At 74.1% G+C, this 15,809-nt stretch carries 1 protein-coding gene; it reads right to left on the minus strand.

From position 1 onward, the window contains the following. Positions 1–29 precede the first annotated feature (29 nt). On the minus strand, positions 30–15,731 hold the full coding sequence (locus KHP12_RS20880) for a type I polyketide synthase (RefSeq protein WP_211833438.1): 15,702 nt from the start codon (positions 15,729–15,731) through the stop codon (positions 30–32). Positions 15,732–15,809 lie beyond the last annotated feature (78 nt).

Raw genomic sequence — 15,809 nt, forward strand, 5'->3', positions numbered from 1 at the left:
GGTAAGTCGATGAGCTCTTGTGGAGCAGGTCAGGAGAGCCCGAGCTCGTCGTCGAGGAGATCGAAGATCTCGTCTGCCGTCGCGGACTGGATTTCACGGTCATCTGCGGTGCTGTCCGTAGCACTTTGCGTTTCATTCCACTTCGACAAGAGGTCGCGCAGGCGGGTGGTGATGCCGGGGCGCTCGAGGTCGTCCGGGGCGATCGTGGCGAGGATCGCCTCGAGCTTGTCGAGCTCCGCGTGTACGGGCTGGTGTCCGGCCGCGCCGTCCAGGCCCAGCTCCTCGCGCAGATACCCGGCGAGCGCGGTGGGCGTCGGGTAGTCGAAGATCAGCGTGACCGGCAGGCGCAGCCCGGCGGCGGCGCCCAGTCGGTTGCGCAGATCCACGGCGGTGAGCGAGTCGAAGCCGAGGTCGAGGAAGCCCCGCCCGGCGTCCACGTCGTCCGGGTTGGCGTGGCCGAGGACGGCCGCCACATGGGCGCGGACGACCTCCAGCAGCTCGCGGTCGCGTTCGGTCTCCGAGAGCCCGGAGAGCCGGGTCGCGAGCGAGCCCGCACCGGAGTCGGCCACGGCACCGGAGGTGGCCCCGGTGTCGGCGGAACGCCGTACGGGGGTGCGGACCAGGCCGCGCAGCAACGGCGGCAGCAGCCCGGCGGCGGCCTGGCCGCGCAGCGCGCCCGTGTCGATGCGGATCGGCACCAGCGCGGCCTCGGACAGGGTGCCCGCCACGTCGAACAGCGCCAGGCCCTCGTCCTGTCCGAGCGCCGCGAAGCCACCGCGCGAGATGCGGCTGACATCGGAGGTGTCGAGGCTTCCGGCCATGCCGTCGGCCGCCGCCCACAGGCCCCAGGCGAGCGAGCTCGCGGGCAGGCCCTGGGCGTGGCGGTGCTGGGCGAGCGCGTCCAGGAAGGTGTTGGCCGCGGCGTAGTTGCCCTGTCCCGAGCTGCCGAAGGCACCGGCGGCCGAGGAGAAGAGGACGAACGCGGCCAGGTCCAGCTCGCGGGTGAGCTCATGGAGGTTCCACGCCGCGTCCACCTTGGGGCGCAGCACGGTGTCGATCCGCTCACCGGTCAGCGAACTGATCACCCCGTCGTCCAGGACGCCCGCGGTGTGCACCACGGCGGTCAGCGGATGCTCCGCCGGGATGGCCGCGAGGGTGGCGGCGAGGGCGTCCCGGTCGGCGGTGTCGCAGGCCGCCCAGGTGACCTCCGCGCCCAACGCGCCGAGTTCGGCGGCGAGTTCGGCCGCGCCCGGGGCCTCGCCACCGCGTCGGCTCACCAGCAGCAGATGCCGCACTCCGCGCTCCGCCACCAGGTGGCGGGCGAAGAGTCCGCCCAGGGCTCCGGTGGCGCCGCTCAGCAGCACGGTGCCCGACGGGTCGCCGAGTCCGCCCGGCTCGGGGCTGTCCGCCAGGGCCGGGACCCGGGCGAGGCGGTAGGCGTGGCCGGTGCCGGAGCGCAGGGCGAGCTGCGGTTCGTCGGTGGCGAGCACCGACGGCAGGGCCCGCTGGGAGGCGTCGGTGCCGTCGGTGTCCACCAGGACGAAGCGGCCGGGGTTCTCCGACTGCGCGGACTTCACCAGGCCCCACGCGGTGGTGTGGGCCAGGTCGGCGACGTCCTCGCCGGGTGCCGCCGCGACCGCGCCACGGGTGACGAGGACGAGCCGGGTGTCGGCGAGCCGCTGGTCGTTCAGCCAGTTCTGGACCAGGTCCAGGGCGTCCCGGGCGGCGGCCCTCGCGGTGTCGGGTACGGACGCGATGCCGCCGGTGGCGGTGAGGGGAGCCGTACCGTCCGTGGCGGGCAGGGACGCCACGCCGTCGGTCGCGCGCAGAGGCGCCACGCCGCCGGTCCCGGTGAGAGGCGCCGCGCCGCCGGTCGCGGTGAGGGACGCCACGCCTGTGAGCGGTGCCACGACCACGTCGGGGGCGGGCGCGCCACCGTCGAGGGCGGCGGTGAGCGCCGCGAGGTCCGCGTGGTCGTCCAGCCGCTCGCCGCCGACGGTGAAGCCGGTGGCGGCGCCGAGGGTCACCCAGCGCTCGCCGAGCGGGATGTCGCTGGCGGACGCGGACAGGGCCGCCCACTCGGGGCGGAACAGCGACTCGTGGTGCGCGGCGCGCGAGGCGTCGAGCTGCTCGGCCGCCAGCGGGCGCAGCACCAGTCCGTCGATGGTGGCCACGGCGGCGCCGGTGCCGTCGGCGAGGTGCAGCGACACCCCGTCGGCGCCGGGCCGCAGCCGTACGCGCAGCGATGCGGCGCCCCCGGCGTGCAGCCGTACGCCGGTCCAGGCGAACGGCAGCCGCGCGCCCTCGCTCCGCTCGTCCCGCGGGTCGAGGCCGAGGGTGTGCAGGGCGGCGTCCAGCAGCGCCGGATGCACCCCGTACGCGGCGGCCTGCGGCTCGTAGCCCTGGGGCAGCCGGATCTCGGCGAACAGTTCCTCGCCGCGCCGCCAGGCGGTGTGCAGCCCCTGGAAGACCGGGCCGTAGCCGAGTCCGGCGGCGGCCGCGCCCTCGTAGAACTCCTCGGTCGCCAGGGCCGTCGCGTCGGCCGGGGGCCAGGCGCTCAGGTCCACCGGCTCGGCGGTGTGCTCGACCGCGGCGCCCGGGGCGAGGAAGCCGGTGGCGTGGCGGATCCACGGTTCGTCGGCGGGCGCGTCCTCCCGGCGGGAGTGCAGGGTGAGCGGGCGTCGGCCGGTCTCGTCGGCCGCCGCGAGCTCCAGCCGCAGCTGGACGGCGCCCTGTTCGGGCAGGACCAGCGGGGCCTGGAGGGTCAGCTCCTCGACCGTGTCACAGCCCGCCTGGTGGCCCGCGCGCAGCGCGAGTTCCACGAAGGCGGTGCCGGGCAGCAGCACGGTGTCCATGACGGCGTGGTCGGCCAGCCAGGGGTGGGTCAGCAGCGACAGCCGCCCGGTGAACACGAAGCCACCGGTGTCGGGGAGTTCCACCGCCGCGCCCAGCAGCGGGTGGTCGGCCGTGTCGAGGCCCGCGGAGATGACGTCCTCGACGGAGATGCCCACGTCGAGCCAGTAGCGCTGGCGCTGGAAGGCGTAGGTGGGCAGCTCCACGCGGCGGGCGCCGCGTCCGGCGTAGACCGCGGCCCAGTCCGGGGCCGCGCCGCGGACATGGACGTGGGCGAGGGCGGTGGCGAGCGCCTGGGCCTCGGGGCGGCCGCCGCGCAGGGCGGGGACGAACACCGCGTCGGTGTCCACACCGCCCTCGGTCCCGGTCTCCGTGTCGGCGAGGCAGTCCTCGCCCATCGCGGAGAGCACCCCGTCGGGGCCGAGCTCCAGATACGTGGTCACGCCCTGTTCGCGCAGGGTGCGGACACCGTCGGCGAAGCGGACGGACTCGCGGACGTGGCGCACCCAGAACTCCGGCAGGCGGACCTCGTCGGCGGAGACCACCGTGCCGGTGAGGCAGGACACCAGCGGGATCTTCGGGGCGTTGAAGGTCAGGCACTCGGCCAGCTTGCGGAAGTCCGCGAGCATCGGGTCCATATGCGGCGAGTGGAAGGCGTGGCTGACGGTGAGGCGCTTGGTCTTACGGCCCTGCGCCTCGAAACCAGAAGCGATCGCGACAGCCGCGTCCTCATCACCCGCGATGACCACCGACGTCGGGCCGTTGAGCGCGGCGATGCTCACCCGGTCGGTGAGCAGCGGCGCCACCTCGTCCTCGGACGCCTGGACGGCGATCATCGCGCCACCCCCGGGCAGCTCCTGCATCAGCCGGCCACGGGCCGCCACCAGCGCGCACGCGTCGGCGAGCGAGAACACGCCCGCCACATGCGCGGCGGCCAGCTCTCCGATGGAGTGGCCGCACAGGTAGTCCGGCTTCAGCCCCCACGCCTCGACCAGCCGGAACAGCGCCACCTCGACGGCGAACAGCGCGGGCTGGGTGACCGCGGTACGGTCCAGGGCCTGCGCGTCCTCGCCGAACAGCACGGTCTTCAGCGGCCGTTCGAGATGCGGGTCCAGCGCGTCGCACACCTCGTCCAGCGCCTCGGCGAAGCGCGGGAACGTCCGGTACAGCTCACGGCCCATGCCGAGCCGCTGGCTGCCCTGCCCGGTGAACAGGAACGCCACCTTGCCCTCGGTGGCCACCCCGCGCAGCGCCTGCGCCGGGTGCTCACCGCGCGCCAGCGCGTCCAGCGCGCCCAGCGCCTCGTCCTGGCCCTCGGCCACCAGCGCGACGCGGTGTTCCAGCGCGGCGCGGGTCGTGGCGAGCGAGAAGCCCAGGTCGGTGAGGGAGGTCCCGGGCTCGGCCGCGATCCGCGACCGCAGCCGCCGCGCCTGGGCCCGCACCCCGTCCTCGGTACGGGCCGACAGCAGCACCGGCACATACGGCAGGGCCTCGGGCTCCGCCGCGGGCTCGGCCGGCTCGGCGGCGGGCGGCTGCTCGATGATGGCGTGGGCGTTGGTGCCGCTGATGCCGAACGAGGACACCGCGGCCCGGCGCGGGCGGCCGCTCTCCGGCCACTCCCGCGCCTCGGTCAGCAGCGACACCGCGCCCGCCGACCAGTCCACGTGCGGCGACGGCTCATCGACGTGCAGCGTCCGCGGCAGCAGACCGTGCCGCATCGACAGCACCATCTTGATGACACCGGCCACACCGGAGGCGGCCTGGGTGTGGCCCAGGTTGGACTTCACCGAGCCCAGCCACAGCGGCCGCTCCGCGTCCCGCTCCCGGCCGTAGGTGGCCAGCAGCGCCTGCGCCTCGATCGGGTCACCCAGCGTCGTACCCGTGCCGTGCGCCTCGACGACGTCCACCTCACCGGTGGTCAGGCGGGCGTTGGCGAGGGCCTGGCGGATGACGCGCTGCTGGGACGGGCCGTTGGGCGCGGTCAGACCGTTGGACGCGCCGTCCTGGTTGACGGCCGAGCCGCGCACGATCGCCAGCACCTCATGGCCGTGTCGACGGGCGTCCGACAGCCGCTCCAGGAGCAGCATGCCCGCGCCCTCGCCCCATCCGGTGCCGTCGGCGGCGGCCGCGAAGGACTTGCAGCGGCCGTCCCTGGCCAGTCCGCGCTGGCGGCTGAAGTCGATGAACGTACCCGGGGTGAACATCACCGTGACCCCGCCGGCCAGCGCCAGCGAGCACTCGCCGTTGCGCAGCGCCTGCGCGGCCAGGTGCAGCGCCACCAGCGACGACGAGCAGGCCGTGTCGACCGTGACGGCCGGGCCCTCAAGGCCGAAGGTGTACGCCACGCGGCCGGACACCACGCTGCTGGAGCTGCCGGTGCCGAGGTAGCCCTCGACCTCGTTCGGGACGGCGTGCAGCCGGGATCCGTAGTCGTGGTACATGACGCCCGCGAACACACCGGTCCTGCTGCCGCGCACGGACAGCGGGTCGATCCCGGCGCGCTCGAACGCCTCCCACGACGTCTCCAGCAGCAGCCGCTGCTGCGGGTCCATCGCGAGCGCCTCGCGCGGCGAGATCCCGAAGAACGCCGGGTCGAACTCGGCGGCGTCGTGCAGGAAGCCGCCCTCGCGGGCGTAGGAGGTGCCCTGGGTCTCCGGGTCCGGGTCGTAGAGCGCCTCGAGGTCCCAGCCACGGTTGTCCGGGAAGCGGGAGATGCCGTCCTCGCCCGCGGCGAGCAGCTGCCACAGCTCCTCGGGGGTGGTGACCCCGCCGGGGTAGCGGCAGCTCATACCGACGATGGCGATCGGCTCGTCGTCGGTGGCGGCCACGACCGGCACCGGCGTGTGCACCACCGGGGACTGCGCGCCGACGAGCTCGGTGCGCAGATGGCGGGCCAGGACCTGTGGGTCCGGGTAGTCGAAGATGAGCGTGGCGGGCAGCCGCAGCCCGGTGACCGTGTTGAGCTGGTTGCGCAGCTCGACGGCGGTCAGCGAGTCGAAGCCCAGCTCCTTGAACGCCCGGCCCGAGCCGATGGTCTCCGCGCCCGCGTAGCCGAGCACGGTGGCCACCTGGGCCCGGACCAGGTCCAGCAGCAGCCGCTCCTGCTCGGGCTCGGACAGCCCGGCGAGCCGCCCGACGAGACCGGACTCGCCGCCCGCCGCGACCGCGTCCACCGCGCGCCGTGCCGGGATCCGCACCAGACCGCGGAACAGGGGCGAGACCGCGCCACCGGCGGCCTGGGTGCGCAGCGCCGCGAGGTCCACCCGCATCGGCACGAGCGACGCCTCGGAGACGGTCAGCGCGGTGTCGAGCAGCGCGAGGCCCTCGGCGACCGGCAGCGGCGGCAGTCCGGCGCGCCGCATCCGGGCGATGTCGGCCTCGTCCAGGGTGCTGCCCATACCGGCCCCGGCCCACAGGCCCCACGCGAGCGCGGTGGCGGGCAGGCCCTGGGCGGCGCGGTGGCGGGCGAGGGCGTCCAGGAAGGCGTTGGACGCGGCGTAGTTGCCCTGGCCGGGGCCGCCGAACACGCCGGAGGAGGACGAGAACAACACGAAGGCGGTCAGGTCCAGCTCGCGGGTGAGCTCATGCAGATTCCAGGCGGCGTCCACCTTCGGGCGCATGACGTGCGCCATGCGCTCGGGGGTGAGTGAGCCGATCACACCGTCGTCCAGTACGCCTGCGGTGTGCACGACCGCCGTCAGCGGATGCTCGGCGGGGACCGTGGCGAGGGCCGCGGCGAGCGCGTCCCGGTCCGCCACATCACACGCCGCCCAGCGCACGCTCGCGCCCAACTCAACCAGCTCGGTCGCGAGTTCATCAGCGCCCGGTGCCTCGCCGCCGCGACGGCTCACCAGCAGCAGACGCCGTACGCCACGCTCGGCCACCAGATGCCGGGCCACCAGCCCGCCCAGCGAACCGGACGCGCCGGTCACCAGCACCGTGCCCTCGGGGTCGAGACCCCGGGCGTCGTCGCCCTCCGGCTCCACGGCCACCCGTGTCAGCCGCGGCACGGACACCGCACCGGCACGGATCGCCAGCTGCGGCTCGCCGGAGGCCAGGGCGGCGGGCAGCGCCCGCAGCGACTCATCAGCGCCGTCGGTGTCCACCAGCACGAAGCGGCCCGGGTTCTCCGACTGCGCCGAGCGCAGCAGACCCCAGACGGCCGCACCGGCCAGATCCGCCACCGGTTCGCCGGTCTCGACGGCCACCGCGCCACGGGTCACCACGACCAGCGGGGCGTCCCCGAACCGCTCCTCCTCCAGCCACCGCTGGACGACGGAGAGCGCCGCGGCCGCGGCACGGTGCGCCCCGCGGGCCACCTGCTCACCGACCTCTGCGGACGGCGACACGACGACGTACTCGGGCGCGGGCGCCGTGCCCGCGGCGACCGCCCCGGCCAGCGTCTCCAGGTCCCCGTACGCCGAGGTCCCGAGCCCGAGCGGATCCGCGCCCAGCACCGCCCACCGGCCGTCGGCGGGAACGTCCGCCCCGGCCGCGTCGGCGAGCCCGGCCGTGGTCGCCCACTCCAGGCGGAACAGCGACTCGTGGTAGGCCGTACGGGCGCTCTGGATCTGCTCGGCCGAGACCGGGCGCAGCCCCAGCGTCTCGACGGCCGCGACCGGCGCGCCGGTGGTGTCGGCGATCTCCAGCCGGACGCCGTCGGTGCCCGCGGGGGCCAGGCGCACCCGCAGCGCCGAGGCGCCGCTCGCGTACAGCGACACGCCGGTCCAGGCGAACGGCAGCCGCCCTTCGCCACCCGTGTTGCCCAGGCCGCCCATGCCGATGGCGTGCAGGGCGGAGTCCAGCAGCGCCGGGTGCAGCCCGAACGCGGCGGCCTCCTCGGCCGTCTCCTCGTCCAGCGCCACCTCGGCGAACACCTCGCCGCCGCGCTGCCACGCCCTGCGCAGCCCCTGGAACGCGGGGCCGTAGGCGAAACCGATGTCCAGCAGGCCCTCGTAGCGGCCGTCCAGCTCCACCTCGGTCGCGTCCGCCGGGGGCCACGCACTCAGCTCGAACGCCGCCTCCGGACGGCCACCGGACGCCAGGACACCGGCGGCGTGCCGGGTCCACGGCTCCTCGGCGGGCAGGCTCTCCAGCCGGGAGTGCAGCGACAGCGGACGGCGGCCCGTCTCGTCGGCCGCACCGACCGAGAGCCGCAGCTGGACACCGCCTCGCGCGGGCAGCACCAGCGGCGCCTCGAGGGTCAGCTCCTCCAGGTAGTCGCAGCCGACCTGGTCACCGGCGCGGATCGCCAGCTCCACGAACGCGGTGCCGGGCAGCAGCACCGTGTCCAGGATGGTGTGGCCCGCGAGCCACGGGTGGGTGGACAGCGCCAGCCGCCCGGTGAACAACATCCCGTCCGCGTCCGGCAGTTCGGCGCTGGCGCCGAGCAGCGGATGCTCGGCCTCGCCCAGCCCGACCGCGGCCACGTCGCCGAGGAACAGCGACGAGACCTTCGGCCAGTAGCGCTGCCGCTGGAAGGCGTACGTGGGCAGCGTGACCTGCGTGGCGCCGGTACGGGCGTAGTACGCCGCCCAGTCCACCGCCACCCCACGCACATGCGCCCGCGCGACGGCCGACAGCAGCGCCTCGGCCTCGGAACGGTCCTTGCGCAGCACGGCGGCGAAGGCGGCGTCCTCGTCAGTGACGCACTCCTGGGCCATGGCGGTGAGGACACCGTCGGGGCCGAGTTCGACGTACGTGGTGACACCCTGGGCTTCCAACGTCCGGACGCCGTCGAGGAAACGGACGGCCTCGCGCACGTGGCGCACCCAGAAGTCGGGGCTGGTGATCTCCTCGGCGGAGACCACGTTCCCGGTCAGGTTGGAGACGATCGGGATGCGCGGGGCCTCGTACGTCAGCCCCTGCGCCACCTCGCGGAACGCCTCCACCATGCCGTCCATACGCGGCGAGTGGAAGGCGTGGCTGACGGTGAGCCGCTTGGTCTTCCGGCCCTGCGCCTCGAAACCATCGGCGATCGCGACGGCCTCGTCCTCGTCACCTGCGATGACGACCGACGTCGGCCCGTTGAGCGCGGCGATCGAGACCCGCTCGGTGAGCAGCGGCGTGACCTCGTCCTCCGACGCCTGTAGCGCGATCATCGCGCCACCGGCCGGAAGCTCCTGCATCAACCGCCCACGAGCGGCCACCAGCTTCGCCGCGTCCGCGAGCGAGAACACACCCGCCACATGCGCGGCGGCCAGCTCACCGATCGAGTGCCCGGAGAGGAGGTCCGCCTTCAGACCCCACGCCTCGACCAGCCGGAACAGCGCCACCTCGATGGCGAACAGCGCGGGCTGGGTGAAGCCGGTCCGGTTCAGCGCCTCGGCGTCCTCGCCGAACAGCACCTCCCGCAGCGGCCGCTCCAGATGCGCGTCCAGGTGGGCGCACACCTCGTCCAGCGCGTCCGCGAATGTCGGGAAGGCGTCGTACAGCTCACGGCCCATGCCGAGCCGCTGGCTGCCCTGCCCGGTGAACAGGAAGGCCACCTTGCCACCGGCCACCGCGTCCTGAACGAGCCCGGCGGCCGTACGTCCCTCGGCGAGCGCTTCCAGGCCGGACAGCAGCCCGTCCCGGTCCCCGGCGACGAGCGCCGCGCGCTCCTCGAAGGCGGTACGGCGCGTGGCGAGCGTGAACGCCACGTCGGTGAGGTCCAGTTCCGGGCGCTCGTCCAGGTGGGCGCGCAGCCGTACGGCCTGGTCGCGCAGGCCCTCGGGGGACTTGGCGGAGAGCACCCAGGCGGCGGGGAGACCGGACCGGGGCGCGGCGGCGGGCGCCGGGTCCTCGGTCTCGTCCGCGTACGCGGGGGCCTGCTCGATGATGGTGTGCGCGTTGGTGCCGCTGATGCCGAACGAGGACACGGCGGCCCGGCGCGGACGGCCGGGCTCGGGCCACTCCCGCGCCTCGGTCAGCAGGGCGACCGCGCCCGCCGACCAGTCCACGTGCGGGGTGGGCTCATCGACGTTGAGGGTCTGCGGCAGCAGTCCGTGCTGGATGGCCAGCACCATCTTCATCACACCGGCGACACCGGCCGCGGCCTGCGTGTGGCCGAAGTTGGACTTGATGGAGCCGAGCCACAGCGGCTGGTCGGCGTCGCGCTCCTGGCCGTAGGTGGCCAGCAGGGCCTGGGCCTCGATCGGGTCGCCCAGCTTGGTGCCGGTGCCATGGGCCTCGACCGCGTCCACCTCGGACGCGGACAGACCCGCACCCGCCAGCGCCTGCCGGATCACCCGCTGCTGCGAGGGGCCGTTGGGCGCCGTCAGACCGTTGGACGCACCGTCCTGGTTGATCGCGCTGCCGCGGACGATCGCCAGCACCGGGTGGCCGTTCTTGCGGGCCTCGGACAGCCGCTCCACGAGCAGCATGCCCACACCCTCACCCCACCCCGTGCCATCCGCGCCCGCCGCGAACGCCTTGATCCGGCCGTCCGCAGCCAGCCCACGCTGACGGCTGAAGTCCACGAACGAACCCGGCGTCGACATCACCGTCACACCACCGGCCAACGCCAACGAGCACTCACCCGCACGCAACGCCTGAATCGCCCAGTGCAACGCCACCAACGACGACGAACACGCCGTATCCACCGTCACCGCCGGACCTTCCAGACCCAGCGCGTACGACACCCGGCCCGACATCACACTGGCCGCGTTACCCGTCCCCATGAAGCCTTCCGAGCCATCGGGGGCGGAGAGGATCACGGGCAGATAGTCCTGGCCGTTGGTACCGGCGAACACGCCGACCTGCTGGCCGCGCAGCGTGGTCGGGTCGATCCCGGCCCGCTCGAACGCCTCCCACGACGTCTCCAGCAGCAGCCGCTGCTGCGGATCCATGGCAAGGGCCTCGCGCGGCGAGATGCCGAAGAAGACGGGGTCGAACTCGGCGGCGTCGGCGAGGAATCCGCCCTCGCGGACGTAGCTGGTGTGCTCGCCCGTGCCCTCCGGGTCGTACAGCGTCTCCAGGTCCCAGCCGCGGTCGGCGGGGAAGTCGACCACCGCGTCCTGGCCGGACGCCAGCAGCCGCCACAGCTCCTCCGGCGACCGCACCCCACCGGGGAAGCGGCAGCTCATGCCGACGATCGCGATGGGGTCGTCGTCCAGGGCCACGCCCACCGACGACGCGCCGGTCACCGCCGGGCGCGTGCCGATGAGTTCGGCCTGGAGGTGGTCGGCGAGGGCGATCGGGGTGGGGTAGTCGAAGATGATGGTCGCGGGCAGCTTCAGCCCGGTGAGCGTGGACAGCAGGTTGCGGATCTCGACCGCGGTCAGCGAGTCGAAGCCGAGGTCGCGGAAGGCGCGGCTGGGCTCCACCGAGTCCGGCCCGGGGTGGCCGAGGACGACGGCCACCTGGGTGCGGACGAAGTCCAGGGCGATCTGGTCGCGTTCCTCGTCGGTCCCGGCGTCGGTCAGCCGCTGGGCCAGCGATGTGGGCCGGCCGGGGATGGCGGGGCCGCCGGTGGCGGTGCGCGCCACCTCGATCGCGCGCCTGGCCTCGGAGAGGTCGGCGAGCAGCGGGTTCGGGCGGTGGCCGGCGAGGCCGGGCGCGAAGCGGTTCCATTCGATGTCCACGACGAGGGAGAAGGTCTCGTCGAGGTCGAGCGCGGCGCCCAGGGCGGCGGTGGCCGGTGCGGGGGCGAGGGCGGGCAGCCCGGACTGCCGGAGCCGCTCGGCCACCAGCTCGTCGGTGGCCATGCCGCCGTCGGCCCAGGCGCCCCAGGCCATCGAGGTGGCGGGCAGGCCCTCGGCGCGGCGCTGTTCGGCGAGCGCGTCGAGGTAGGCGTTGGCGGCCACGTAGTTGGCCTGTCCGGCGGCGCCGAAGGTGGCGGCCATGGAGGAGAAGAGCACGAACGCGGACAGGTCGAGGCCGCGCGTGAGCTCGTGCAGATGGCGGGCGGAGTCGGCCTTGGCGCGCAGCACTTCGGCCATCCGCCGCGGGGTCTGGGCGTCGAGCACCCCGTCGTCCAGCACTCCGGCGGCGTGGACGACCGTGGTCAGCGGGAGGTCCGCGGGGACGGTCGCCAGCAGCCCGGCGAGGGCGTCGCGGTCGGCCACGTCGCAGGCTGCGACGGTCACCTGGGCGCCGAGGGCGGTGAGTTCGTCCCGCAGCTCGGCGGCGCCGGGCGCGTCGGGGCCACGGCGACTGGTGAGCAGGATGTGCTGGGCGCCGTGGGCCACGAGCCAGCGGGCCACATGGCCGCCGAGGGCGCCGGTGCCGCCGGTGATCAGCGCGGTGCCGTGGGTGGTCCAGCCCTCGTCGGTGGTCTCGTGGTGCGGGGCGCGGGCCAGCCGGCGGACGTGGATGCCCTGCGGGCGGATGGCGAGGTGGTCCTCGCCGCTGATGCCCTCGGGCCCGGCGAGGATGTCGGCGAGCCGCCCGAGGGCGCGGTCGTCGGCGGTCTCGGGCAGGTCGATCAGACCGCCCCAGCGCTCGGGGTGTTCAAGGGCGGCGGTCCGGCCCAGGCCCCAGATCCGGGCCTGTTCGGGGCTGGTGAGCCGGTCGGAGCGGCCGACGGAGACCGCGCCGCGGGTGGCGGCCCACAGCGGGGCGTCGAGGCCGGCGTCGCCGAGGGCCTGGACGAGGGCGAGGGTGCCCGCGAGTCCGGCGCTGAGGGAGGGGTGCCCGTCGTGCGGGCGCTCGTCCAGTCCGAGCAGGGAGAGCACACCGTCGAAGGACGGGGCCTCGGCCGCCGGGTCCGGGCTCAGGGCGGTGCGGATCCGCTCGGCGAGGGCGGCGCGATCGGCGGTGGTGCCGTCGACGTCGATCCGGTGGACGGTGACGCCGCGTTCGGCCAGCAGCCGCAGCGACTCCACCACCCAGGGGTCGTCGGTACGTCCCTCGGGGGGGACCACGAGCCAGGTGCCGGTGAGCGGCTTGGCCGGGGCCTGTGGCAGCGGGGTCCAGGTGACGCGGTAGCGCCAGCCGTCCACGGTGGTGTCCACGTGACTCCGCCGGCGCCACGCGGACAGGACCGGCAGCACCTCGCTGAGGGGCTGGTCGCCGTCGAGGCCGAGGGTGTCGACCAGGGCGGCCAGGTCCTCGCTGTGCACGACCTCCCAGAACCGGGCGTCGGCCACGGCCGGTGCGGCGGCCTCGGCGGCGGCGGGGTCGGCGCCGTACGAGAAGGGGTTGGCGGGCCAGTAGCGCTGCCGCTGGAAGGCGTAGGTGGGCAGCTCGACGCGGCGGGCGCCGGTGCCCGCGTAGTACGTGGCCCAGTCCACGGGCAGGCCGCGGACGTGGGCCCGGGCGAGCGCGTTGCTCAGGGTGCGGGGCTCGGGGCGGCCGGAGCGCAGGGCGGGCAGGAAGGCGTACGTGCGGTTCTTGCCGCCGCTCACGCACTCCTGGGCCATGGCGGAGAGCACCCCGTCGGGGCCGAGCTCCAGATAAGTGGTCACGCCGTGGTCCTCGAGGCGGCGGACGCCGTCGAGGAAGCGGACGGCCTCGCGGACGTGGCGCACCCAGAACTCGGGCGTGGTGATCTCGTCGGCGCTCACCAGGGTGCCGGTGAGGTTGGAGACGATCGGGATCTTCGGAGCCTCGTAGGTCAGCCGCTCGGCCACCTGACGGAAGTTCTCCAGCATCCCGTCCATGTGCGGGGAGTGGAAGGCGTGGCTGACGGTGAGCCGCTTGGTCTTGCGGCCCCGTGCCTCGAAGCCCGCCGCGATCTCCACGGCCGCGTCCTCGTCACCGGCGATGACGACCGACGTCGGGCCGTTGATGGCGGCGATGGACACCCGCTCGGTGAGCAGCGGTGTCACCTCGTCCTCCGCCGCCTGCACGGCGATCATCGCGCCGCCGGTGGGGAGTTGCTGCATCAGCTGGCTGCGCGCGGCCACCAGGGCGGAGGCGTGGGTGAGCGAGAGCACCCCGGCGACATGGGCGGCGGCGAGCTCGCCGATGGAGTGGCCGGAGAGGAAGTCGGGCCGCAGCCCCAGGGACTCGACGAGGCGGAAGAGGGCGACCTCGACGGCGAACAGCGCGGGCTGGGTGTAGCCGGTCCGGTCGAGCGTGGTGGCGTCGTCGCCGAACAGCACGTCCTTCAGCGGCCGGTCGAGGAAGCGGTCGAGCTGGGCGCAGACCGCGTCCAGCGCCTCGGCGAACACCGGGTACGTCGCGTACAGCTCACGGCCCATGCCGAGCCGCTGGCTGCCCTGCCCGGTGAAGAGGAACGCGACCTTGCCCTCGGCGGCGAGGCCCTCGGGCACCTCGGGGTGGTGGCGGCCTTCGGCGAGCGCGTCGAGGCCCGCGAGGAGCTCCTCGTGGTCGGCGGCGACGACCGCGGCACGGCGGTCGAGGGCGGCGCGGGTGGCGGCCTGGGAGTAGCCGATGTCGACGAGGCGGTGGCCGGGGTGGGCGGCCAGATGGGTCCGCAGCCGGAGCGCCTGGGCGCGCAGTGCCTGCTCGTTCTTGCCGGACAGTACGACCGGGACGAGGGGCGGCTCGGCCCGCTCCGGCTCGTCGCCCTCGGCGGTCTCGACGGGGGCCGCGGCGGCCGGGGCCTCCTCGAGGATGGTGTGCACATTGGTGCCGCTCATGCCGAACGACGAGACGCCCGCGCGGCGCGGGGTGGCGCCCTCGGGGTCCTGGGGCCACTCGCGGGGGGCGGTGAGCAGTTCGACGTCCCCGGCCGTCCAGTCGACGTGCGGGGTGGGCTCGGTGAGATGGAGGGTCTGGGGCAGCACACCGTGCCGCATCGCCATGACCATCTTGATGATGCCGCCGACACCGGCGCCCGCCTGGGCGTGGCCGATGTTGGACTTGATGGAGCCGATGAGCAGCGGTTTGCCCTCGGGCCGGTCCTGGCCGTACGTGGCGAGCAGGGCCTGCGCCTCGATCGGGTCGCCGAGTGCGGTGCCGGTGCCATGCGCCTCGACGGCGTCCACCTGGTCGGGGCTGAGCCGGGCGTTGGCCAGCGCCTGGAGGATGACGCGCTGCTGCGAGGGGCCGTTGGGCGAGGTGAGGCCGTTGCTGGCGCCGTCCTGGTTGACGGCGGAGCCGCGGACCACGGCGAGCACCGGGTGGCCCTTGCGCTGGGCGTCCGACAGCCGCTCGACGAGCAGCATGCCGACGCCCTCGCCCAGGCAGAAGCCGTCGGCCTCCGGGGCGAAGGGCTTGGAGCGGCCGTCGAGGGCCAGTCCGCGCATCTTGCTGTAGTCGACGAAGACGCCGGGCGCGCACATCAGGGTGGCGCCACCGGCGAGGGCGAGCGAGCATTCGCCGTTGCGCAGCGCCTGGACGGCGAGGTGGAGCGCCACCAGCGAGGAGGAGCACGCGGTGTCGACCGTGACGGCCGGGCCCTCGAAACCGAAGGTGTAGGAGAGGCGGCCGGAGGCGACGCTCGCGGCGTTACCGGTGCCGAAGTAGCCCTCGAAGTTCTCGTTGGAACTGAGGATCGCGCCCAGGTAATCGTGATTGCTGGTGCCGACGAAGACGCCGATCTGCCGGCCGCGCACCGCGACCGGGTCGATTCCGGCGCGTTCGAACGCCTCCCAGGAGGTCTCCAGCAGCATCCGCTGCTGCGGATCCATGCCGAGCGCTTCCCGGGGGCTGATGCCGAACAGCGAAGGGTCGAAATCGGCAATGCCGTCGACGAATCCGCCCTCGTGCACATAGCTGGTGCCGGGGTGGTCCGGATCCGGGTGGTACATCGTGTCGACATTCCACCCGCGGTCCAGCGGGAACTCGCTGACCGCGTCGACGCCCTCGCTGACGATGCGCCACAGGTCCTCGGGCGATTGCACGCCCCCGGGATAACGGCAGCCGATCCCCACGATGGCGATGGGGTCGTGGTTCTTCGCCTCGGCCTCTTGCAGGCGGAGGCGAGTCTGGTGCAGATCCGCCGTTACCAGCTTGAGGTAGTCCCGCAGCGTCTCTTCATTCGCCATTTACGCAATCCAATTACGGCAGACGGCATCGGAAATGCTCCACAGATCCTCAACGGGAGCCGGTAACCAACAACCAAA

The organism is Streptomyces asiaticus, assembly GCF_018138715.1.
Lineage (GTDB): Bacteria > Actinomycetota > Actinomycetes > Streptomycetales > Streptomycetaceae > Streptomyces > Streptomyces asiaticus.